The sequence below is a fragment of the Pseudarthrobacter sp. rb genome (assembly GCF_056389225.1).
Genome location: NZ_JBWJAR010000005.1, coordinates 102,802 through 123,211, shown reverse-complemented (window position 1 = coordinate 123,211; position 20,410 = coordinate 102,802). Strand labels below are relative to the sequence as shown.

General features: G+C 67.2%; 23 protein-coding genes. 11 read left to right on the top strand and 12 right to left on the bottom strand.

Annotated elements, in window-relative coordinates:
- Positions 1-14: 14 nt before the first annotated feature.
- A complete protein-coding gene (locus ACWRN3_RS08850) occupies positions 15-422 on the top strand; it encodes a hypothetical protein (RefSeq protein WP_324643828.1) in 408 nt (135 codons plus the stop codon).
- Positions 423-452: 30 nt separating this feature from the next.
- On the opposite strand, the gene ACWRN3_RS08845 is transcribed toward ACWRN3_RS08850, so the two are convergent.
- The 5 genes from ACWRN3_RS08845 to pstS all read right to left on the bottom strand — a co-directional run bounded on the left by ACWRN3_RS08845 (position 453) and on the right by pstS (position 5,096).
- Complete coding sequence (locus ACWRN3_RS08845) at positions 453-881, bottom strand: hypothetical protein (RefSeq protein ID WP_476740388.1); 429 nt, start codon at positions 879-881, stop codon at positions 453-455.
- 93 nt (positions 882-974) lie between these two features.
- Positions 975-1,754, bottom strand: coding sequence for a phosphate ABC transporter ATP-binding protein PstB (gene pstB, locus ACWRN3_RS08840; protein ID WP_018763202.1), 780 nt, complete (start codon positions 1,752-1,754; stop codon positions 975-977).
- 71 nt (positions 1,755-1,825) lie between these two features.
- A complete protein-coding gene (pstA, locus tag ACWRN3_RS08835; protein WP_255174079.1) occupies positions 1,826-2,938 on the bottom strand; it encodes a phosphate ABC transporter permease PstA in 1,113 nt (370 codons plus the stop codon).
- Complete coding sequence (gene pstC / locus ACWRN3_RS08830; protein ID WP_476740387.1) at positions 2,939-3,871, bottom strand: phosphate ABC transporter permease subunit PstC; 933 nt, start codon at positions 3,869-3,871, stop codon at positions 2,939-2,941.
- 103 nt (positions 3,872-3,974) lie between these two features.
- Positions 3,975-5,096 (bottom strand): phosphate ABC transporter substrate-binding protein PstS, encoded by a 1,122-nt coding sequence (pstS, locus tag ACWRN3_RS08825; protein WP_476740386.1) that lies wholly within the window; start codon positions 5,094-5,096, stop codon positions 3,975-3,977.
- A 251-nt stretch (positions 5,097-5,347) separates the two neighbouring features.
- On the opposite strand from pstS, the gene ACWRN3_RS08820 reads away from it, so the two are divergent.
- The 3 genes from ACWRN3_RS08820 (at position 5,348) to ACWRN3_RS08810 (ending at position 9,765) form a co-directional block, all read left to right on the top strand.
- Positions 5,348-6,475, top strand: coding sequence for an FUSC family protein (locus ACWRN3_RS08820; RefSeq protein ID WP_255174076.1), 1,128 nt, complete (start codon positions 5,348-5,350; stop codon positions 6,473-6,475).
- 107 nt (positions 6,476-6,582) lie between these two features.
- On the top strand, positions 6,583-7,956 hold the full coding sequence (gene radA, locus ACWRN3_RS08815; protein ID WP_476740385.1) for a DNA repair protein RadA: 1,374 nt from the start codon (positions 6,583-6,585) through the stop codon (positions 7,954-7,956).
- Between the two features lie 180 nt (positions 7,957-8,136).
- On the top strand, positions 8,137-9,765 hold the full coding sequence (locus ACWRN3_RS08810; protein WP_476740384.1) for a sensor histidine kinase: 1,629 nt from the start codon (positions 8,137-8,139) through the stop codon (positions 9,763-9,765).
- 13 nt (positions 9,766-9,778) lie between these two features.
- Here ACWRN3_RS08810 and ACWRN3_RS08805 read toward each other — a convergent pair whose 3' ends face one another.
- Positions 9,779-10,018 (bottom strand): hypothetical protein, encoded by a 240-nt coding sequence (locus ACWRN3_RS08805; RefSeq protein WP_324643822.1) that lies wholly within the window; start codon positions 10,016-10,018, stop codon positions 9,779-9,781.
- Between the two features lie 120 nt (positions 10,019-10,138).
- Between ACWRN3_RS08805 and ACWRN3_RS08800 the strand changes: the two genes are divergently transcribed.
- On the top strand, positions 10,139-10,627 hold the full coding sequence (locus ACWRN3_RS08800) for an NUDIX hydrolase (RefSeq protein ID WP_324643821.1): 489 nt from the start codon (positions 10,139-10,141) through the stop codon (positions 10,625-10,627).
- 102 nt (positions 10,628-10,729) lie between these two features.
- Here ACWRN3_RS08800 and ACWRN3_RS08795 read toward each other — a convergent pair whose 3' ends face one another.
- Positions 10,730-11,959 carry a beta-ketoacyl-[acyl-carrier-protein] synthase family protein gene (locus tag ACWRN3_RS08795; RefSeq protein WP_476740383.1) on the bottom strand — a complete coding sequence of 410 codons (1,230 nt, stop codon included), beginning with the start codon at positions 11,957-11,959 and terminating at the stop codon, positions 10,730-10,732.
- Between the two features lie 7 nt (positions 11,960-11,966).
- Positions 11,967-13,580: a peptide chain release factor 3 gene (locus ACWRN3_RS08790; RefSeq protein WP_255174070.1), complete on the bottom strand. Its 1,614-nt coding sequence runs from the start codon at positions 13,578-13,580 to the stop codon at positions 11,967-11,969.
- 197 nt (positions 13,581-13,777) lie between these two features.
- On the opposite strand from ACWRN3_RS08790, the gene ACWRN3_RS08785 reads away from it, so the two are divergent.
- The 3 genes from ACWRN3_RS08785 (at position 13,778) to disA (ending at position 15,914) form a co-directional block, all read left to right on the top strand.
- On the top strand, positions 13,778-14,008 hold the full coding sequence (locus ACWRN3_RS08785; RefSeq protein ID WP_324643819.1) for a hypothetical protein: 231 nt from the start codon (positions 13,778-13,780) through the stop codon (positions 14,006-14,008).
- Positions 14,009-14,090: 82 nt separating this feature from the next.
- Entirely contained in the window at positions 14,091-14,591 is a 501-nt protein-coding gene (locus ACWRN3_RS08780) for a 2'-5' RNA ligase family protein (RefSeq protein ID WP_324643818.1), read from the top strand.
- A gap of 246 nt (positions 14,592-14,837) precedes the next feature.
- Positions 14,838-15,914, top strand: a complete 1,077-nt coding sequence (disA, locus tag ACWRN3_RS08775) for a DNA integrity scanning diadenylate cyclase DisA (RefSeq protein WP_255174067.1) — start codon at positions 14,838-14,840, stop codon at positions 15,912-15,914.
- A gap of 96 nt (positions 15,915-16,010) precedes the next feature.
- Here the strand turns inward: disA and ACWRN3_RS08770 are convergent, their stop codons facing one another.
- Positions 16,011-16,712: a hypothetical protein gene (locus ACWRN3_RS08770; RefSeq protein ID WP_476740382.1), complete on the bottom strand. Its 702-nt coding sequence runs from the start codon at positions 16,710-16,712 to the stop codon at positions 16,011-16,013.
- 274 nt (positions 16,713-16,986) lie between these two features.
- On the opposite strand from ACWRN3_RS08770, the gene ACWRN3_RS08765 reads away from it, so the two are divergent.
- From ACWRN3_RS08765 to ACWRN3_RS08755, 3 genes are read left to right on the top strand one after another with little or no spacing between them, the layout of a single operon-like run.
- The gene (locus ACWRN3_RS08765) at positions 16,987-17,805 is read left to right on the top strand and encodes an HhH-GPD family protein (RefSeq protein ID WP_476740381.1); all 819 of its coding nucleotides are present in this window, start codon (positions 16,987-16,989) and stop codon (positions 17,803-17,805) included.
- A gap of 60 nt (positions 17,806-17,865) precedes the next feature.
- Entirely contained in the window at positions 17,866-18,297 is a 432-nt protein-coding gene (locus tag ACWRN3_RS08760) for a DUF3592 domain-containing protein (RefSeq protein ID WP_324643815.1), read from the top strand.
- Between the two features lie 29 nt (positions 18,298-18,326).
- Positions 18,327-18,833: a hypothetical protein gene (locus tag ACWRN3_RS08755; protein ID WP_324643814.1), complete on the top strand. Its 507-nt coding sequence runs from the start codon at positions 18,327-18,329 to the stop codon at positions 18,831-18,833.
- Here ACWRN3_RS08755 and ACWRN3_RS08750 read toward each other — a convergent pair.
- From ACWRN3_RS08750 to dhaL, 3 genes are read right to left on the bottom strand one after another with little or no spacing between them, the layout of a single operon-like run.
- Positions 18,830-19,003, bottom strand: a complete 174-nt coding sequence (locus ACWRN3_RS08750; RefSeq protein WP_255174062.1) for a hypothetical protein — start codon at positions 19,001-19,003, stop codon at positions 18,830-18,832. The genes ACWRN3_RS08755 and ACWRN3_RS08750 overlap by 4 nt on opposite strands.
- 35 nt (positions 19,004-19,038) lie before the next feature.
- Entirely contained in the window at positions 19,039-19,779 is a 741-nt protein-coding gene (locus ACWRN3_RS08745; RefSeq protein ID WP_324643813.1) for an HPr family phosphocarrier protein, read from the bottom strand.
- Positions 19,776-20,408 carry a dihydroxyacetone kinase subunit DhaL gene (gene dhaL, locus ACWRN3_RS08740; protein ID WP_255174060.1) on the bottom strand — a complete coding sequence of 211 codons (633 nt, stop codon included), beginning with the start codon at positions 20,406-20,408 and terminating at the stop codon, positions 19,776-19,778. Before dhaL ends, ACWRN3_RS08745 begins: the two co-directional genes overlap by 4 nt.
- Between the last annotated feature and the right edge of the window lie 2 nt (positions 20,409-20,410).

The window sequence follows — 20,410 nt, the reverse complement described above, 5'->3', positions numbered from 1 at the left end:
AAAGAGCAGGCGTCATGTCTCCCTCCTATTCCCGGCGCCACCTTCCACAGCCCCGGCAACCCCAGTGCGAGGCCTGCGGAACCGAGCACCAGCTGACCATCCACGCCATTACTGCCATCGGCGCTGCCGGCGGGGACCTGGTCACGGTGTCCTACACGTGCAACGACTGCGACCTGTTCCAGGAACACACGGCCTACGCCACCGACGTCGCGGCCGCGCTGAACCAGGTCCGCTGGATGGCCCAGGTGGTCCTCTTCGGGGACGACTACATCCACTGCGGCTTCCCCATGGAAGAGGCGGAGTTCGAGGTAGAGCGGCTCTGCTACCGCAGCAGCAGGTCAGGCAGCGGGCTCAACGCCGTATCCCTGCCGACCCGGGTCCTGCGCTGCCACTGCGGGTTCCAGCTGGAGGTCCCGGAATAGGCACCGCGGCCGCCGCGCCTCAAGGTTTTGCTAGAGCTCCAGCGCCACAGGGCTGACGACGGCGGCGGCCATCAGCACGGCGGCGAGCTCCTCCGGGGTCAGGTTGGCGGCGCTGCACAGTTCGCCGTCCGCCACTCCGGCAGCGGAAGCCTTGCGGACAGCCTGCCGCAGGGACTCCTGGGCGGTGTCCAGTTCCCACTGCATGCTTTCGAGGCGCGAGCTGGTGCGCCACACCTCGGCCAGGACATCCTCTTCCTCGATGGCTTCCTCAACTCCGAACGCGGCCAGGGCCAGGTGCGGTTCGAGCTCCGGTGCCAGCGGACCGGCGGCCAGGGGTCCCGCCAGCCCCGCCGCAGCGGCGAAAGCCTGCGCCGGTTCAACAGCGTCCTGCACTGCGTCCACCCCGGTTACGGAAACAGTAAGCTGGGGGCCCAGGGGTTCACTGGCCGTCTGCGTCATGGCAAAACTCCTTAAGCTGGCTTACTACTAGTTGCGAAAGTATCTCGATTAGCGTACTAAACCGGTCAGTAGATCGCCAACGGGAACAGCGGTTTACCCGAAGCGTCCGGAGACGTAGTCTTCCGTAGCCTTCTGTACGGGGTTGCTGAAGATGGTGTGCGTGTCGCCGTACTCGATCAGCTTGCCCGGCTTGCCGGTGCCCGCAATGTTGAAGAAGGCGGTCTTGTCGGACACGCGCGCGGCCTGCTGCATGTTGTGGGTAACGATCACCACTGTGTACTGGTCCTTGAGCTCGTTGATGAGGTCCTCAATGGCCAGGGTGGAGATGGGGTCCAGGGCGGAGCAGGGCTCATCCATGAGGATCACCTGCGGCTCCACGGCGATGGCGCGGGCGATGCAGAGGCGCTGCTGCTGGCCGCCCGAGAGGCCGGACCCGGGCTTCTCCAGCCGGTCCTTGACCTCGTTCCAGAGGTTGGCGCCCTTGAGGGAGCGTTCCACCAGGACATCGGCCTCGCCCTTGGAGATCTTCTTGTTGTTCAGCTTCACGCCGGCCAGCACGTTGTCCCTGATGGACATCGTGGGGAACGGGTTGGGCCGCTGGAAGACCATGCCGATCTGCGAGCGCACGGTTACAGGGTCCACGCCTGGGCCATAGAGGTTGTCGCCGTCCAGCAGGACCTCGCCCTCAACGCGCGCGCCGGGGATGACCTCGTGCATGCGGTTCAGGGTGCGGAGGAAGGTGGACTTTCCGCAGCCGGAGGGGCCGATGAACGCGGTGACGGACTTGGCCTCGATGTTGATGCTGACGTCCTCAACGGCGAGGAAGTCGCCGTAGTACACGTTCAGGTCCTTGACGTCGATGCGCTTAGACATGGTGTTCCTTCACTTGCTGGGTATGGATTGAAGTCTAGGATCCGCCGCGGTATGGCGGAAGGAAGGCCTGGTTACCGGCCGGTTTTGGGGGCGAAGATCCTGGCGATCAGGCGCGCCACCAGGTTCAGGACCATCACCAGGATGATCAGGACCAGGGCCGCACCCCACGCCCGCTGGGAGGACGGGTCCGGGTTGGACGGCGAGGTGGGGTTGAGGATCTGGGTGTAGATGAACGTGGGCAGCGAGGCCATCCAGCCGCCAAACACGTTGGAGTTGATGCTGGTGGCAAAGCCGGCGGTGACCAGGATGGGCGCCGTCTCGCCGATGACCCGGGCGATCGCCAGGGTGACGCCGGACGCGATGCCGGAGATCGCCGTCGGAATGACCACCTTGAGGATGGTCCGCCACTTGCGGACGCCCAGGGCGTAGGCCGCCTCGCGGAGCTCGTTGGGGACGATCTTGAGCATTTCCTCGCTGGAGCGGACCACCACGGGGATCATCAGCACGGAAAGCGCGACGGCGGCCACCGCACCGGTCTTGGTGCCCGGGCCCACCACCACGAAGAAGAACGCCGCAGCGAACAGGCCGGCCACGATGGAGGGGATGCCGGTCATGACGTCCACGAAGAACGTGATGGCCTTGGCCAGGCGGCCGTCGTTGCCGTACTCCACGAGGTAGATGGCCGTGAGCAGCCCCACGGGGACGGAGATCACGGTGGCGAGCAGCGTGATCTGCACGGTGCCCAGGAGGGCGTGGTAGATGCCGCCCATTACGGGGGCACCGCTTTCCACGGCCTTGTTGTCGAACGCGCCTGTGACGCCGTTCATGGAGGTGGTGAGGAACCCGGGGTCGATGAGCCCGGGGATGCCGTTGACCAGCACGGTCCAGATCACTGAGACCAGGGGCAGCAGAGCCACCAGGAATGAGCCGACCACCAGGCAGGTGGCCAGCTTGTCCTTGGCCTTGCGGGAGCCTTCCACCGCGGCGCTCCAGGACACCAGGCCCACAGCGAACAGGATGGCGGAGACCAGGCCCCAGCCGAACGGGTTGAAGCCGATCAGGGCAAGGATGGCGGCGCCGACAATCAGCGCTCCACCGAGCACTGCATAGGGTGCGAACTTGGGCAGCTGGCCCTTGGTAAGCGCCGACCGCTTGCTGCGGACGGGGGTAAGCGTGGAGGTCATTTAGTTGGCTCCCGAGAATTCTTTGTGCCGGGTAATGACCCAGCGCGCGATCATGTTCACGGCCAGGGTGATGATGAACAGCACCAGGCCGGCGGCGATCAGGGTGCTGACTTTGAGGCCGCTGGCTTCGGGGAAGTTCAGGGCGATCTCGGCTGCGATGGTCTGGTTGCCGGACTGGATCAGGCTGGCGGTCAGGGCACCGGAAGAGAGCACCAGGGCAACGGCCATGGTCTCGCCCAGTGCGCGCCCCAGGCCCAGCATGATGGCGCTGATGATGCCGGGCCGGGCGAAGGGCAGGACGGCCATCTTGATCATTTCCCAGCGGGTGGCACCGAGTGCCAGCGCAGCTTCCTCATGCAGCTTGGGGGTCTGCAGGAAGATCTCGCGGGACAGCGAGGTGATGATGGGCAGGACCATGACTGCCAGGACGATGCCGGCGGTGAGGATGGTCTTGCCGGTGCTGGAGGCCGGGCCCTGGAAGATGGGGAGCCAGCCCATGTTGGCCGCAAGCCAGCCGTATGCCGGCGCGATCTCCTTGGCAAGGAAAGCGGCACCCCAGGCGCCGTAGACCACGGAGGGGATGGCGGCGAGCAGGTCCACCACGTAGCCGAGTCCGGAGGCCAGGCGGCGGGGTGCGAAGTGGGAGATAAACAGCGCCACGCCGATGGCGACGGGGGTGGCGATCACCAGCGCAATGGCGGCGGCGATGAGCGTGCCGATCACGATGGGCCAGATGTAGGCGAAGAAGCCCTGGCCGCCCTGGATCTTGTCCGCGGGCGCGGTCAGCGCCGGGATCGCCTGGACTACCAGGAAAAGCGCGACGCCGAAAAGGACGGCGAGGATCAGGCACCCGGCTGCCAGCGTGGCGCCGGAGAAGACTTTGTCCCCGGCGCGCCCGGCGCCCTGGGTACTGGTCAGGGAGGTGGCGGTCATTCGACGGCCCTTCGATTCGTAGCTGGATTAAGGATGCGGGGTGCAAAGCCAAGTTCCCCGCACTGCCGTCCGGCAGGCGGGGAACCCGGTTTTACAGCGTTGGCTAGGACTTGACCTTGATCGAGTCGATGGCCTTGGCGGCCTTGGCTGCGAGGTCCGAGGACAGCGGGGCGGACTTGGCCGACTCTGCTGCGGCCTTCTGGCCCTCTTCGGAAACTACGTAGTGTTCGAAGGCCTTGACCAGGTCAACGGTCTCCTGCTTGTCGTAGGTGGTGCACAGGACGTGGAAGGACACCAGGACGATCGGGTAGGCACCCGCGATGGTGGTCTTGCGGTCCAGCTTGATGGAGAGATCGTTGGCGGCGCGGCCTTCAACGGGCTTGCCGGCGTCCACTGCCTTGGCAGCAGCATCGGCGGAGATCTTGGTGAAGGAGTCGCCCACCTTGATCTGGGCAACGCCCAGCTTGCCGCTGACGGCGGAGTCGTCGGCGTAGGTCACGGCGCCGGGGGTGTCCGTGACGGTCTTGACCACACCGGAGGTGCCCTTGGCGTTCTCGCCCTGGAGGCTGGCGGGCCACACACCGGCGGCCTTGTCCGTCCAGACGTCGGATGCGGCGGCGGCCAGGTAGTCAGTGAAGTTCTGCGTGGTGCCCGAGTCGTCGGAGCGGTTCACCGGGGTGACCTTCAGGTCGGGCAGCGAGACACCGGCGTTCAGGGCGGCGATTGCGGGGTCGTTCCACTTGGCGATCTGGCCACGGAAGATCTTGGCCACGGTGGTGGCGTCCAGCTTCAGGTCGGTGACGCCGGGAACGTTGAAGGCCACGGCGATCGGGGAGATGTAGACGGGGACGTTGATGGCGCCGTCGGGTCCGCAGACGGACTTGGACGAGGCGTACTCGTCATCCTTCAGGTAGGCGTCCGAGCCGGCGAACTGTGCCGAACCGTCCAGGATGGCCTTGCGGCCTGCGCCCGAGCCATCCGGGGAGTACTGCACGCTGGCGCCGGAGTTGGCGGAGGCGAAGTTCGTCTTCCAGGCGTCCATGGCGGCGCCCTGGGCGGAGGAACCGATGCCGGTCAGCGTACCGGTCACCTTGGTGCCGCCGGCGGACTGGCTGCCGGCAGGGGCGGTGCCCGTGGCGTTGTCTGAACCGCAGGCGGAGAGCGCGAGTGCGCCGGCTGCGATAACAGCGATAGCCGCGTGGCGGCCGAAGCGGAGTGCCTTCACTAGATGTACCCCTTCCAGGGTTATTCAGGTGCGGGACAGGGACGGAGAACCCTGCTGCGCGATGCGTACGTTTTGTACCTTCAAGAAAGTTAAAGGCCGCAGGTAACGGGATGGGCTGTCCAAAGTGAACGGAGGATTAACGACGGCGGGATATTGGCTGACAAATGCCGGGTCACCATTGCGCAGATCACATGCGCAGTCGTAGTGCACCTGCGCCGGGCAGTGGATCGGCACTGAATAGACTTGGACCCATGGCCATCCCAGCAGGACTCTCAGCGACCAGGCGGTTCCTGCGCAGCCGGATCCGGACCGGGCTGATCCGAAGCCGCAACTCCTTTGTGCCCGCCATCCAGATGACCGTGTGCGCGGTGGGCGCCTATGCGTTCGCCGAATACATCCTGGGCCACTCCGGCCCCCTGTTCGCTGCCACCTCGTCGCTGATCGCCCTTGGATTTTCCCGGGAGCCACGGCTGCGGCGCGTGATGGAAGTGGGCCTGGGCTGCACCATCGGCATCGCCGTCGGTGACCTGCTCCTGCACTGGCTGGGCGGCGATATCTGGGTGGCCGCCGTCGTGCTCCTCTTCTCGATCCTGCTGGCCCGCTTCCTGGACAGCGGAAGTATCTTCACCACCCAGCTGGCGCTTCAATCGCTGCTCGTGGTCTTGCTGCCCGCACCGTCCGGGGGCCCGTTCACCCGGAGTATCGATGCCGTGGTGGGCGGCATGTGCGCCCTGCTGGTGACCATCCTGGTGCCAAAGGACCCCCGCCAGGAGCCGCGCCGGGATGTGCAGAAACTGCTGCATGAACTGGCGGAGGTACTGCGTGAATGTGCCGGGGCGCTGGCCAACAGTGACTCCACCCAGGCCTGGCATGCGCTGATCCGCGGCCGGAACTGCCAGCCGCTGGTGGATGCCATGCGCCAGTCCCTCCGCGCGTCCGGCGAGGTGGCCACGTTGGCGCCCGCTTACCGGCGGCACCGTGATGAACTGGACCGGCTGAAGCAGTCGCTGGATTTCATCGACCTTGCCCTGAGGAACAGCCGCGTGTTTGCGCGGCGGTTGACCAGCGCCATCAACCACACGGCGCTCTCGGACGAGGCGACGGACAGCATCGCGGGGGTGCTGCAGGAGACCGCTGCCGCCATTGATGAGCTTTCCCTGGGCCTTGCGGAGACGCACGAAGGCGTTCGCCGCGCCCACTTGCGCACTGCCCGGCGGGACCTGAGCGAGATCGCCCTTCGCCTGCATCCCAAGCTGCTGGAGGTGACGCGGCTGGAGGGCGAAACCGTTGTCATGCTGTTCCGGCCGCTGATGGTGGACCTGTTGGAAGCCACCGGTATGGATGCGGGCGAGGCCAGGGACGTGCTGCCCGCGCTGTAGCTCCGGACGGGCGGATGGGGTGGGCCCACAGCCGCAGGGTTCCCTGGCCGGCTTGCGAGGCCAGTGCGGGGTGGGGTGTGTCGGTGCCCGCCGCTAGGGTTGGACGCATGGCAACAAAGACTTCCCGGGCGTCCAAGGCGCCCGCGTACAAATGCGCCGAGTGCGGCTGGACCACGGTCAAGTGGGTGGGCCGCTGCGGCGAGTGCCAGGCGTGGGGCACGGTGGAGGAAACAGGCACGGCCGTGGCACGGACGACGGCGGCCACAACAGTCGCGGAGCCCGCGCGCCGGATTGCCGACGTCGATGCCACCACCGCCGCTTTCCTGCCCACCGGCGTGGACGAACTGGACCGGGTGCTGGGCGGCGGCCTGGTCCCGGGTGCGGTCATCCTGCTGGCCGGCGAACCCGGCGTCGGTAAATCCACGCTGCTGCTGGACGTCGCTGCAAAGTTCGCCCGCACCGCCCAGGACGTCCTCTATGTCACTGGCGAGGAGTCGGCCGCGCAGGTCAAACTGCGGGCCGAACGGATCGACGCCGTCGCCGAATCCCTGTACCTGTCTGCGGAGACGGACCTCGGCCAGGCCCTGGGCCAGGTGGAGAGGATCGAACCGCGGCTGCTGATCGTGGACTCGGTGCAGACCCTCAGCAGCGCCGATGTTGACGGCAGCGCCGGCGGGGTGTCGCAGGTCCGCGAGGTGGCGGCCTCCATTATCGCGGCCGCCAAGCGGCGGAACATGACCACCCTGCTGGTGGGGCACGTTACCAAGGACGGTTCCATTGCCGGGCCCCGCCTGCTGGAACACCTGGTGGATGTGGTGTGCCAGTTTGAGGGCGAGCGGCACTCCCGGCTGCGGCTGCTGCGCGCCGTGAAGAACCGGTACGGACCCACCGACGACGTTGGCTGCTTCGACCTGAACGAAAACGGCATCGAGGGACTGGCCGATCCCAGCGGGCTGTTCGTCAGCCGCACCAAGGACCCGGTTTCCGGGACCTGCATCACCGTCACCATGGAGGGGCGCCGCCCGCTGCTGGCGGAAGTGCAATCGCTGCTCGCCGAAAGCCCCAACGCGCAGCCCCGCCGCGCTACCAGCGGCCTGGACAGCTCACGCGTGTCCATGCTGTTGGCCGTGCTGCAGCAGCGCGCAGGGACCATGCTGCATAAGGATGATTCCTACGTTGCCACCGTGGGCGGGGTGAAGCTCAGCGAACCGGCCACGGACCTTGCGGTGGCCCTTGCCGTGGCGTCGGCCAAGGCCCGCAAGCCTTTGCCCATCCGGCTGATCGCGTTCGGCGAGGTGGGCCTGGCAGGCGAGGTCCGGCCCGTACCGGGCATCAACCAGCGCATCCAGGAAGCCCACCGGCTGGGATTCACCCACGCCGTGGTTCCGGCAAGCCACACCGGGCCCGGTCCCGTGCCGGCGGGATTCTCGGTGCGTGAAGTCGAGCACCTCACGGAGGCGCTCAGCCTCCTGATTGGCTAGCGGATCCGTTCAAGGGGCCGGGTGCGGAGGATACCGGGCAGGGCACTGCTTCCCGGCGGGTACTCTAAGTCCAGAACCTTCACGCCAACGGAGGTCAAAGATTTCTGTGCTGGGGGAAGCTTGGTCATCCAGGAACAGCAGGGCGCCGCAGGCGTTGCTGGCCACGCACGCAGGGGGCCCATGCAGCCTGTTGTGTCCGACCGTCTCGACGGTTTATTCGGTGCACTCAGTGCTCGGAAGCGCGTGGTGGCGAGCCAGCTGCCCGTCACCTTGACCATTGCGCTCGTGGTCCTCGCCGCGGCAATCTTCAGTCCGGCGACGCTGGCCAACAGTATCTTTCTCGCCGCGCTGCTGTTTCATCTCGCAATCGCCGCAACGTGCCTGGCCGTTCCCTGGGCCAGGCTTCCCGCCGGGGCATTCGCCGTGATCCCGCTCCTGGACTGCCTTGCCATCGGCTTCACCCGCGAGGCTGGAGGTCCCGCCTTCAACGTGCTGAGCATGATGCTGGTGTTCCCCGTTGTCTGGCTCTCGGCGCAGGCCCGGCCGTACATGCCGGTCCTGGCCATTGCAGGGACTGTCCTCAGCACGCTGGCCCCGTCCGTTGTCCAAGGGGCGCCGCTTACCGGGGGATCCATGATCCGCACCCTCATCCTGCCCCTGGTCATGTCCGTCATCGCGGTGACTGCCCACGTGGTGGCCACCACCATCCGCCGCCATCGCGTCAGGCTTGTCCAAAACGAACAGGACCTGGCCCGCACGCTGGCTGAAAGCGTACGCCGCCAGGCCCTGCTTGACGCAGTGCTGAAGGCCGTTGGGGTGGGCGTCTGGGTCGTGGACACCCGGGGCCACACGGTGCTGGCCAACAGGGCGATGCGCACGGACCCCGCCCTCGGCGGCGTGATGGACCCTGCCGGGGGGCCGGGCATGCTGATGCTGGCGGACCGCTGTACGCCGGTACCGTCAGGCCTGCTTCCCGCAGCCCGGGCCGCAGCCGGCGATGCCTTCACGGACGAGTTGTATTGGGCCGGCCCCGCAGACCGCCAGCGCGCCTACTCCGTAAGCTCGCATGGCTTCCCTTCCGCCGGCGGCCAGGAAGGTGGTGCCGTCATCACCTTTGTGGACGTCACCACCCTGGTCAGTGCGCTGGCCGCCAAGGACGATTTTGTTGCCACCGTCTCTCACGAGCTGCGGACACCGCTCACGTCCATCCTGGGTTACCTGGAACTGGTCCTGGACGAACCCGGGCATGAGGACATCCGGGAGGAGCTCCTGGTGGTACGCCGGAATGCGGAACACCTGCTGAGCCTGGTCAATGACCTGATCGCTGTGGCATCCGAGCGGATGGACCTGTCGCTGGAGGAAACGGACCTGGCCCGGCTGCTGGCGCTGGAGGTGGATGCCGCACTGCCCAAGGCCGCAGGCAACGGGCTGCAGCTGGTCCTTGACGTGGAGCAGCCGCTGCCGGCAAGGGTGGATCCGGAGCGAATCAGCCAGGTAGTCAGGAACCTGCTCTCGAACGCCATCAAGTACTCCCCCAGCGGCGGCTTAATCACTGCCGGGGCCGTCAGGACCGATGCGGGCCTGGTCTGTTCCGTCACCGATACGGGGGTGGGAATGACGGAGGAAGAGCAGGAACAGGCCTTCACCAAGTTCTTCCGTTCGGCCCGGTCGCGGGACACGGCCATCCCGGGCGCGGGGCTGGGGTTGCCCGTCAGCAAGACCATCGTTGAGGGCCACGGTGGATCCATCACTCTGGACAGTGAGCCCGGCGTGGGCACCACTGCAACCTTCATCCTGCCGGGACTCTGACAGCTCCGGACAGTCAGGAAGAGGCGCCGGCCAGCCAGCTGGAAACGTCGCTGCGCAGCACCAGCAGCGGCCCGCCGGTGGCGCTCACATTGCCATTGGCCACGTAGTACCCGCGGCCCGACCCTGTTCCCCCGGCCGCGCGGTCCAGGGCTTCCACCAGATGCCGCGGCAGGTGGCCCTGCGGACCAAGGCTGCGGAGTTCGTCCACTTCTTCCGGGGTGAGCCGTCCCAAAACCTCAGCGATGTTGGCCATGAGTGCTCCTTTCGAGCGGAGTGCCTGGCAAGGGTGCCTGAAGGAATAACCTAGAGCAGCGCCGTGAACTCCACGTTAACGGCGGACGGCAACTGCACTTCCTGACGATCCGGAGACCAAATGCCCATTCGAAGCGCAGGCATCCTGCTGTACCGCCGGGACCCGGCCGCCCCCGACGGCGCCCCGGACGGGCTGCAGGTATGGATAGCCCATATGGGCGGTCCATTTTGGGCGCGCAAGGACACCCACGCCTGGTCCATCCCCAAGGGCGAGTACGCCGACGGCGAGGACCCGCTGGCTGCTGCACTGCGGGAGTTCGCAGAGGAGATGGGGACTGCTGCCCCGGAGGCTGAATACCGGTTGCTTGGCGAGTTCCGGCAGTCCTCGGGGAAGCTCATTACCGCCTACGCGGCGCAGGCTGAGTTCGCCCCGGAGGTGATTAACAGCAACACTTTTCCGCTGGAATGGCCCAAGGGGTCCGGCCGGATCCAGCATTATCCCGAAATTGACGACGCCCGCTGGTTCCCTGAGCAGGAGGCCCGGCTCAAACTCGTCAAGGGCCAGCTGCCCATCCTCGATGCACTGGTTGAGAACATGGCGGCCAGCTAGACCACCCGTTTGACGCGCTGCTGCATCCGGATCGCCGGGACGGTGCGGGAACGCCGGTCAGTTCCGGCGTCCCCGCACCGTTCCGGCGTTTTCGGCGTTTGGCTAGGCGCCGGTGAGCACCAGAGCCACGCTGTGGCCGCCGAAGCCGAACGCATTCACCAGTCCTGCCGGGGCAAACCCGGGCGGGAGCTGGTGGGCGCTTTCGGTGACGACGTTGAGGTCCACTTCCGGGTCCAGCGCCTCCACGTTCAGCGTCCCGGGGAGTTGGCCGGTGCGGAGGGCTTCGAGGACCACGACGGCGGCCAGCGCGCCCGCGCCGCCCAGCAGGTGTCCGGTGTGGCCCTTCGTGGACGTCACCGGCACGGAGGCGCCGAAGACGGCGTTGATTGCCTGGCCTTCCAGCCGGTCGCCCACGGGGGTGGACGTGGCGTGGGCGTGGACAAACCCGATCTCCGCCGGTTCCATCCCGGCCGAGTCCAGCGCTTTCTGCATGGCGCGGCGCTGCATCGCAGGATCTGCCGCCACGATGTCGTTGGCATCGGATGTCACCGCTCCCCCGGCGACGGCACCCAGGATGGCGGCGCCGCGGGCACGGGCGTGTTCTTCGCTCTCCAGCACCACCACCGCGGCGCCCTCTGCGAGTACAAAGCCGTCCCGGCCGCCGTCGAACGGGCGCGCGGCCCGCTGCGGGTTATCCGAGCGGGTGGACAGTGCACGGATCTGGGCGAAGCCGCTGATCACCAGGTCATTGACGGAGGCATCAACGCCGCCGGCAATGACGACGTCGGCGGCACCGGAGCGGATCAGCTCGGCTGCCTGGACAATCGCCTCAGCCCCGGAGGCGCAGGCGCTGACGGGCGTCCGCGCACCGCCGCGGGCGCCAAGGTCGATGGAGACCCAGGCGGCGGGACCGTTGGCCATCAGCCGGGTAAGCGTGTGCGGGGAAACCTTCCGCGGCCCTGACTGGTTCAGCGTGCGGTCCTGCTCGATGGTGGAGCCCAGGCCGCCGTATGCGGAACCGATCACCACCGCGAACCGCTCGGGGTCAACCTCGGGACTGCCGGCCTGCGTCCATGCCTCCCGGGCTGAGACCAGGGCGAGCTGGCCGCAACGGTCCATCCGCTTCATTTCGCGGGTACTGAGGTGCTCCGAAAGGTCGGCAGTAATTTGCCCGGCGATTTTGACCGGCAGCTGCTCCGCCCAGTCCTGGTCCAGCGCGGTGATCCCGGAGCGCCCCTCAAGCAGCGCCTCCCAGGTCTCCTTGACCGTGGTGCCGAGCGGGTTGATGGTGCCGGCACCGGTGACGACGGCGCGGGGTGCAGGAGTGTTCACGGATGCCTTACTTCGCCGGGTTGTGCGTGCCGATGGGCACGAGTGTCAGGTCCGGGTGGTTCTTCTCGATCCGCCGGAGCGCCCAGACGTCGTTGAACAAGGCGAGGTATTCGCCGTCGGACCGCAAAAGCACCTCCGCCCCCGGTACGTTGGCCAGCGCGGGCATGGCGTCCGCCGTCGAAATCCTCGCCAGCGAGTAGGGCAGGCGTTCCAGGCGCATGGGGGCGCTGAAGTCGTGGGCCATGCGGTCCTCCACCACTTCGAACTGCATGGGCCCGACGGCGGCAAGCACCGGGGCCTGGTCGCCACGGACGTCGGAGCGGAGCACCTGGATGACGCCCTCGTGCTCGAGCTGCTCGATGCCGCGGCGGAACTGCTTGAACTTGCTGGGGTCCTTGGACCGGGCCACCTGGAAGTGCTCGGGGGCGAACAGCGGGATGGCCGGGTACTCGACGGGTTCCTCAAGGAAGAGGCTGTCACCCACGCGCAGGGACGAGGCGTTGACCAGGCCCACCACGTCCCCGGGATACGCCTCGTCGATGACTTCACGTTCCCGGCCGAACACCTGCTGAGCGTACTTGGTGGCGAAGGACTTGCCGGTACGGGTCTGGGTGACCACCATGCCGCGCTCGAAGACGCCTGAGCAGACACGGATGAAGGCCACGTGGTCACGGTGCGCCTTGTTCATGCCGGCCTGCACCTTGAAGACGAAGCCCGAGAACGGCGACTCAACCGGGCGGGGCGCACCGTCCACGTCGGGGCGCGGGGACGCCGGCGGAGCGAAGTCCACCAGGGCGTCCAGCAGCTCCTTGACGCCGAAGTTCAGGGCGGCGGAGCTGAACAGGATGGGGGTGGCCTTCCCCGCGTGGAAGGCGTCGACGTCGAATTCGAGGTTGGACTCGATCACCAGGCCTGCCTCGTCCACGGCGTCCGACCAGTTGCTGCCCTGGCTCTCGGCGGCTTCCTCCGGCGTGAAGTATTCGGTGATGGCGATCTGGGCGCCGGCGTTGTTGCGCTGGAACCGTGCGAAGCGGTCGTTGCGCAGGTCCCACACGCCGCGGAAGTCGCCGGAGATGCCCACGGCCCAGGTCAGCGGCATGGGCTGCAGGCCGGTGCGTTCGGTGATCTCGTCCATCAGCGCCAGGGCGTCCAGGCCCGGCCGGTCCCACTTGTTGATGACGGTGATGATGGGCAGGTTGCGCTGCTTGCAGACCTCGAAGAGTTTCATGGTCTGGGTTTCCAGGCCCTTGGCGGCGTCCACCAGCATCACGGCACAGTCCACGGCGGCGAGCACGCGGTAGGTATCCTCCGAGAAGTCGGCGTGGCCGGGGGTGTCCAGGAGGTTGATGACCGTGTCGCGGTAGGAGAATTGCAGGGCTGCGGAGCTGATGGAGATGCCGCGGTCCTTCTCCATCTGCATCCAGTCCGAGACCGTTTCCTTCCGGTTGGCCTTGCCGCTGGAGGCGCCCGCGGTGCCGATCACCTTTGCATGCAGGGCCAGCGCCTCGGTGAGCGTGGACTTGCCGGCGTCCGGGTGGGAGATGACGGCGAAGGTCCTGCGGCGGCCCGCCTGCTTGTGAATCTCGGAGATCCGGGCGGGGGTCAGGACATCTTGGGACACGGTGCTACTTTCGCTGCGGTTGAGGCTGCCCAGGGGCCATTCGGGTTCTGCGCTGCGACTCGAGGGCGGGGAATCAGGATTGGCAAACGGCCAAAGTACAAGTTTATCGCAGGGCCGCAAACCGGCATGGGCCGTGCTTAACGCGGGCGAAACCGCCCGTTCAAGGCCGCGAAATGCCGGACCGTTAGCTTGGGCGAATGATGCATGGCGCCACTTTCTCAGGCAACCTTTTCTTTGATCCTCTGGCCCCCAACCTGGCCCCCGGACCGGTTGGTGCGGGTGCGCAGGGGCCCGGCGGAGCGATTCCCTCGGCCCCGCTGCGGCAACGGGGCGTCCAGACGGCGGCGGAACACAAGGCGCTCCGCGCCGCGTCCCTCTCGAAAGTCAGCAGGGATCTGGAGCGGATGCTCAGGGAGCGCAGGCGCTGAAATCTCTGTCGGCGGCCCGGTTGTCCCGGCGCGCGCCACAACACGTGGCGCAAGGGACAGCGGGTAACGGCATGATGTGCTTATGCGCAGCATCGAACTGGTCTTTGATGACCGCACGGACGCCCTCCTCAGAGCCGACTGGGCGCGGCTCGAAGCCGCCGGCCTCCCCAGCATGGCAGCGCACACCTCACCCAGCAACAGTCCACACATCACGCTTGCCGCAGGAGCGGACCTGCAGTCCGGCCAGGAAGGGCCTTGGCAGGCGCTGCCCCTGGACATCACGTTTTCGGGCGCCATCGTTTTTCCCGCCGGAGCCGGCAGGTATGTGCTGGCCCGGTCTGTCCTGCTGACCGCTCCCCTGCTGGATCTGCACAGGCACCTGCACCAAGGGCTTGCAGGTGCATTGCCGCTCACCCTTCCGGAGGGCTGGACACCGCACGTCACCATCTCCCGCCGTATCCCCGGCCATCAACTCGGGACGGCCATGGACCTGCTGGACCTTCGCGTGGAGGGCCGCTGCACGGCAGCCCGGCTGTGGGACAGCAGCACCAAAACGATCACGCTCCTGGCAGGGGCTGCCTGAGCCGGCCGCCATGACCGCGTCTGAAAAGAGCAAAAGTGCCTGCCCTGCATGACATCCAGGGGGCACTTTTCCGCCCTGCCCGGTTACCCCCTAATGGGGTACTTTGGGGCTTGCCCGTGCGGAACTTGGGCTTCTTGCCCCTATCATTGAGCTTGCGGGAATCAGAGCACTTTTTGATCCTGCCGGCCAACTGCGGATGCCGGCATTCCTGCGGGCGGCGGTCCGCACCTTTGAAGGGAAACACCTATGGCGCGGAGCCCCGAAGAATCGCTGAGGGCCACTCTGGGCAGGGTTGCACCCGGAACACCGCTTCGCGACGGCCTGGAACGGATCCTCCGCGGCCGGACCGGCGCACTGATCGTCCTGGGCTCCGACCGCACCATCGATTCCATCTGCTCCGGCGGATTCGATATCGGCATCGAGTTCTCGCCCACCCGGCTGCGGGAACTGGCCAAGATGGACGGTGCCATCATCTGCGACAAGGACGCGGGCAACATCCTGCGCGCGGCGGTCCAGCTGGTCCCGGACTCAAGCATCGAAACCCAGGAGTCAGGCACCCGCCACCGCACTGCGGAACGGGTGGCCAAGCAGACCGGAGTCCCGGTGATCTCCGTCAGCCAGTCCATGCAAATCATCGCCCTTTACGTCAACGGTCTCCGGCATGTCCTGGAGGGCTCCGAGAACGTTCTTGCCCGCGCCAACCAGGCACTCGCCACCCTGGAGCGCTACCGCGCACGGCTGGACCAGGTCACCAGTTCGCTGTCTGCGCTGGAAATCGAGGCGATGGTGACGGTGCGGGACGTGGCCGTGACCCTCCAGCGGCAGGAAATGGTCCGCCGCATCTCGGAGGAAATCTCGCAGTATGTGCTGGAACTGGGCGAAGACGGCAGGCTCCTCTCCCTGCAGCTGGACGAGCTCACCGTGGGCAGGGGCCCCGGCAGCGATGTGATCATCCGTGACTACGCCAGCCCTAATGCCTCCGCGGACGACATCGACAAGGCCGTCCATGAACTTGTCAGCCTGGGCCCCACGGAACTGATCGACCTTGGCAAGATCTCCGCGATTGTGGGGTTTGCCGGCGGCGAAGCCAATCTCGACGCGGTGGTCCAGCCCCGCGGCTACCGGCTGCTGTCCGGCCTCAAGGCAGTCCCCAAGGCCGTGGCGGACCGCCTGGTGGACCATTTCGGGGGCCTGCAGTACCTCATGGCCGCCACCATTGATGACCTCATGACCGTTGACGGCATCGGCGACCAGCGCGCCCGCACCGTTCGCGAAGGCCTGAGCCGGATGGCCGAGGCCAGCCTCCTGGACCGATTCCTCTAAGATCCCCATCCGTGGGATAACGCTCATCGAGTGCTCCGTAGTTGTCGTTATGAGGCCTGAAAACGACAGTTACGCAGCAATCGAGGAAGCAGCAGCTCAGTTCAGCTGGAAGACGGCCTTGGGGCTGGCCCGGGAACCCAGCTTCGCGGTGAAGATGTAGTACGCCCCGCCGCCGCCGGGGGCCGCAGCAACGGCCTTGCAGCCATCGGCGCTGCGGTTCCGGCTCCACGGGAAGTTCGCGGTTTCGCTGGCACCGGGCGCAATCACCTTCACCAGGTCCTCGCTGGAGGCCTGGCAGTCCTTCGAGGAAAAGATCCGGTCAGAGCCACTGGTCACCAGGAACTCCATCTGGGAGGTTCCAATGTTGACCTCACAGGGCACGGTGCCGCCGTTGGTCACCTTCAGGGTAAGCAGCGGGTTTTCCCCCGGACCGTAAGCGGGCTTGTCCGTGGCAGCCGAGACAGTCACCAGGTTCTGGTTGCAGGTGGCGGTCGCCGGGGCAGTGGGCGACGGCGTGGCGGAAGCAGCCGCGGAAGCAAAGGGCGTGGCGGCAGCAGACGGGGATGCGGCCGGGTTCGACGCGGTTTCGGTGGACGACGGCTGGGTGGAGGATGCTTTCCGGGACCCACCCGTGAAGGCTGCGGCGAGCGCGAACCCGCCCGCCACCAGCGCGATCACCAGCAGGAGCGCACCACCAACAACCATTCGTCGCCGGCGGTACACGGCGGCGCTGGGCTTCCGGACGCTGCTGGAACCCGATGCCGTGCCGCGCGCTGATGAATTGCCTTGCCTGCCCATCCTCCTAGGCTAGGGAAACCCGCCGGATCCGCACTGCCACCACGCCGCCGCAGGCCCATCGCGCTGGTCACAACCGGTTTGCGGGCCGCCGGAACCAATCCACTACAGTGTTGGCATCGACACTCAAACCTCCCCCGCAAAGCACGCTCCGGCGGACGCCGCAAACCTGGAGCTGCTCCACCACCGGATCAACGGCTGGTTCGCCGGCATTGCCCGCGACCTGCCCTGGCGCGAGCCCGACTGCTCCCCCTGGGGCGTCCTGGTCAGCGAGATCATGCTGCAGCAAACCCCGGTGGTCCGGGTGCTTCCCGTCTGGCATGAGTGGCTGAAGCGCTGGCCCACCCCCGCCGGGCTGGCGGGGGAACCGGCAGGGGAAGCCGTCCGCTCGTGGGGCCGGCTGGGCTACCCCCGCCGGGCGCTTCGGCTGCATGCCGCGGCCACGGCGATCGTGCAGGACCACGGCGGCAAGGTCCCGGACACCCACGCCGAGCTGCTGGCCCTTCCAGGGGTGGGCAGCTACACCGCCGCCGCAGTGGCAGCGTTCGCGTACGGCCGCCGGGAAACGGTGGTGGACACCAACATCCGCAGGGTGCACGCCCGGCTCTTCTCCGGCGTCGCGCTTCCCGCCCCGGCGCTGACCGCGGCGGAGATGCGCCTGGCCGCCGCCCTGCTGCCGGACGACGACGAAACTTCCGTGCGCTGGAACGCTGCGGTCATGGAGCTTGGGGCTTTGGTGTGCACGGCCCGGGCGCCGAAGTGCGCCGCCTGCCCGGTCAAAGACTCCTGCGCGTGGCTGGCTGCGGGTGAGCCCCCGCCGTCGTACGTTCCCAAGGGGCAGGCATGGCACGGCACCGACCGCCAGGTCCGTGGCGCCGTGCTGGCCGTGCTCCGGCTGGCGGAGTCGCCCGTGCCGCCGGACATGTTCCAGCGTGAACCTGCCGACCTTGGCTTTGCCCCGGAAGGAATCGGCGTGCCACTGGCCGCGCTGCACCGGCTCAACTCCGCCCCTGAACAGCTGGAGCGGGCGCTTGCGGGGCTGCTGGCGGACGGGCTGGCAGAGATGCACGACGGCGGCTACCGGCTTCCTGCCTGACCCACCGGCGGCGTGGGCCCGGGATGGCATACTTCTTGGTGACCGGAACCGGGGGAAGCCATGAAGACCATTCTGTACATCGTCTGGGCACTGTTTGTTGCCGCGGCGATATTTTCGCTGCTCTATGCGTCGCGCCGGACCAAGCGGCAGGAACAACAGATGGCATCCTGGCCCAAGGCGCAGGCAACCGTCACCGGCAGCGCAACCGGTTGGACCAGCGGCGTGGGCGGTGCCAGCCGGAACCTCCGCTACTTCCCCACGTACCAGTTCACCGATCCGCAGGGCACCCTCTTCATGGGCAAGTCCGAAATCTCCGGGGTGGAGCAGCCCGTGCCGGGTTCGCTGATCGAGGTGGCTTACAACCCGTCCAACCCCAACGAATCACTCCAAGTATCCTCCGAGCCGCGCAGGGCCATGGGCTGCCTGATCGCGTTTTTCGCGGTCTTCGCAGTCGCCTCGTTCTGGTTTATCGGCATTTTTCCAATCGGCTGACTGTGCCGCCGGCGCGGTAGCCTGAAGGCATGCACAGGCCCGGAATGCTGGTGCCATTGGGGATGGCTGCGGCGCTCCTCGCTGCCTGCGGGCCCGCCGGCAACGCATGCCCGGCGATTGCGCAGGCCACCGTCGTGGCCGTGACAATCACCGCTGACTACTCCGCCCAGGTACAAACGCTGCATCTGCGGGCATGCCAGGACGGCGCCTGCAAGGAGTCCGACGTCGAACTGCGCCCCGGCAGCTCCTCCGTTGACCAGGGGTGCACGGAAGAGGGCGCCTGTTCGGCCACGGCTTCTCCCGACGGCACCAAGGTGGCGACACTGATGCTGGAGACCCTTGCGGAATCACCCATGACGGTGACCGCTTCCGGCACGGCTCCTGACGGGACAGCGCTGGCCGTCCGCACCCTGGAGTTCCGCCCGCAGGCGCTGTATCCGTTCGGTGGGCAGTGCGGGAAGTTCCTGTCGGCATCACTTACGCTGGACGGCGACGGGCTGCACCAGCAGCCGGCATCCCAAAAGCCGCGGGGCTAGAAAAGCGCCGGCTGGGTGAAGGTCCCGTCGTCGGAAGCTCCGGCCGCGGGGCCACTGCCCACCGGTTCAGCACTCCAGTTGAAGCCCAGTTCGGCGAGCAGTTCCTCCACGGAGATTTGGCCGTCCAGCACTTCGATTTCCTGGGTGTTGTCTGCAAGCGGCCGTTCCATGCCATCGAGCTTATTCCCAGGAACGGCCGGGGAGCTCAGGGCTCGCCGAAGCCGGCCTCCACCAGGCCGCCCACATACTCCACGGCCCGTTCAGCATCCGCGCCCCACGCTTCCACGTGCAGCACGGTGCCCTTGCCCGCGCCCAGGGTCATCAGCCCGGTCATGGACGCACCGTCCACGCCGTTGATGGTGACCTCAGCGTCCAGCGAAGCCAGGCCCCCTGCCACTTTCGCAGCAGGCCGGGCATGCATGCCGGCCTGGTTCACCAGCTCAAAGTCGCCCGTGAAGTCCGGCGGGGCGCTGCTGACAGGCTCGTGTTCGGCTGCCGCCCCGCCCCGCTCCGGTTCGTGCGCCAGCCCCCGCACACCTTCGGCCGCCTTAAGGACCGCGTGGACGTCCGCACCACCCTGCGCAGCGACGGCCGCGGCCACCAGGCCTTCCACCAACGGTGCGTCGGCAAGCAGGACACCGGCGGGATTCTCCAAAAACTCGAGTGCCGATTCCGCGGTCATCACGGCTGATCCCAGGTCTGTCAGGACCACCGTGCCCGTTACCCCGGCACCATCCCCGCCGGCACGCCCGGAAGGTTCACCGCCAGCCTCTCCCCCGGCCTTTTCCAGGGCCGCGAGGACCTTCTCCAGGCTGGTGCCGATCCTGCCATCGTCGGTGCCCCCGGCTGGCAGGATCATTACGTCCGGGGCCATTTGGGCGGCAAGCTCCACGGCGCCGTCGGCAATTTTTTCGCTGTGCGATACCACCACGATGCTGACGTTCACGCGGCCGCCCCAACGGCAGCACGGAGGATCAGCGCGCTGGACACTGCTCCCGGGTCCCGGTGGCCTGCACTGCGTTCGCCAAGATAGCTGGCGCGGCCTTTCCGTGCCACCATCGGGTCGGTGGCCACGGCCCCTGCCTCGGCAGCTTCGGCGGCGGCCACCAGGACGCTGAGGACGTCCGTGCCGCTGCCGTCGGCCGCCGCGCGGGCAGCATCAACCGCCGGTGTCCACGCATCCACCATGGTCTTGTCCCCGGACTCCGCTTTGCCGCGCGCCACGATCCCGTCCCGGGCCGCCTCCAGGGCGCCGGCCCAGGCGGCGGGATCAATCTCGGCGGAATCACCCAGCGCGGTGGCGGCGCGGAGGAACGCTGTTCCGTAAAGCGGGCCGGCTGCGCCGCCCACCTTGGACATCAGGGTCATGGCTGTCATCTTCAGCGCCGCCCCCGGCGTTTCGGGCGTGGATTCACCGAGCTTGGCAAGGACCGCCTGGAAGCCGCGGTCCATGTTCTCGCCGTGGTCCGAATCCCCGATGGCGCGGTCAAGTTCGATCAGTTCAACGCGGTGTTCAGCCATGGCCTGCGCGCACAGGGTCAGCCACTTGACGGCCCAATTGGCATCCAGCACCACGG

Coding starts and splice junctions, on each gene's coding strand:
- ACWRN3_RS08850 (WP_324643828.1), top strand. CDS start 15: ATGTCTCCCTCCTATTCCCGGCGCCACCTTCCACAGCCCCGGCAACCC.
- ACWRN3_RS08845 (WP_476740388.1), bottom strand. CDS start 881: ATGACGCAGACGGCCAGTGAACCCCTGGGCCCCCAGCTTACTGTTTCC.
- pstB (WP_018763202.1), bottom strand. CDS start 1,754: ATGTCTAAGCGCATCGACGTCAAGGACCTGAACGTGTACTACGGCGAC.
- pstA (WP_255174079.1), bottom strand. CDS start 2,938: ATGACCTCCACGCTTACCCCCGTCCGCAGCAAGCGGTCGGCGCTTACC.
- pstC (WP_476740387.1), bottom strand. CDS start 3,871: ATGACCGCCACCTCCCTGACCAGTACCCAGGGCGCCGGGCGCGCCGGG.
- ACWRN3_RS08820 (WP_255174076.1), top strand. CDS start 5,348: ATGGCCATCCCAGCAGGACTCTCAGCGACCAGGCGGTTCCTGCGCAGC.
- radA (WP_476740385.1), top strand. CDS start 6,583: ATGGCAACAAAGACTTCCCGGGCGTCCAAGGCGCCCGCGTACAAATGC.
- ACWRN3_RS08810 (WP_476740384.1), top strand. CDS start 8,137: ATGCAGCCTGTTGTGTCCGACCGTCTCGACGGTTTATTCGGTGCACTC.
- ACWRN3_RS08805 (WP_324643822.1), bottom strand. CDS start 10,018: ATGGCCAACATCGCTGAGGTTTTGGGACGGCTCACCCCGGAAGAAGTG.
- ACWRN3_RS08800 (WP_324643821.1), top strand. CDS start 10,139: ATGCCCATTCGAAGCGCAGGCATCCTGCTGTACCGCCGGGACCCGGCC.
- ACWRN3_RS08785 (WP_324643819.1), top strand. CDS start 13,778: ATGATGCATGGCGCCACTTTCTCAGGCAACCTTTTCTTTGATCCTCTG.
- ACWRN3_RS08780 (WP_324643818.1), top strand. CDS start 14,091: ATGCGCAGCATCGAACTGGTCTTTGATGACCGCACGGACGCCCTCCTC.
- disA (WP_255174067.1), top strand. CDS start 14,838: ATGGCGCGGAGCCCCGAAGAATCGCTGAGGGCCACTCTGGGCAGGGTT.
- ACWRN3_RS08770 (WP_476740382.1), bottom strand. CDS start 16,712: ATGGGCAGGCAAGGCAATTCATCAGCGCGCGGCACGGCATCGGGTTCC.
- ACWRN3_RS08765 (WP_476740381.1), top strand. CDS start 16,987: ATGCTGCAGCAAACCCCGGTGGTCCGGGTGCTTCCCGTCTGGCATGAG.
- ACWRN3_RS08760 (WP_324643815.1), top strand. CDS start 17,866: ATGAAGACCATTCTGTACATCGTCTGGGCACTGTTTGTTGCCGCGGCG.
- ACWRN3_RS08755 (WP_324643814.1), top strand. CDS start 18,327: ATGCACAGGCCCGGAATGCTGGTGCCATTGGGGATGGCTGCGGCGCTC.
- ACWRN3_RS08750 (WP_255174062.1), bottom strand. CDS start 19,003: ATGGAACGGCCGCTTGCAGACAACACCCAGGAAATCGAAGTGCTGGAC.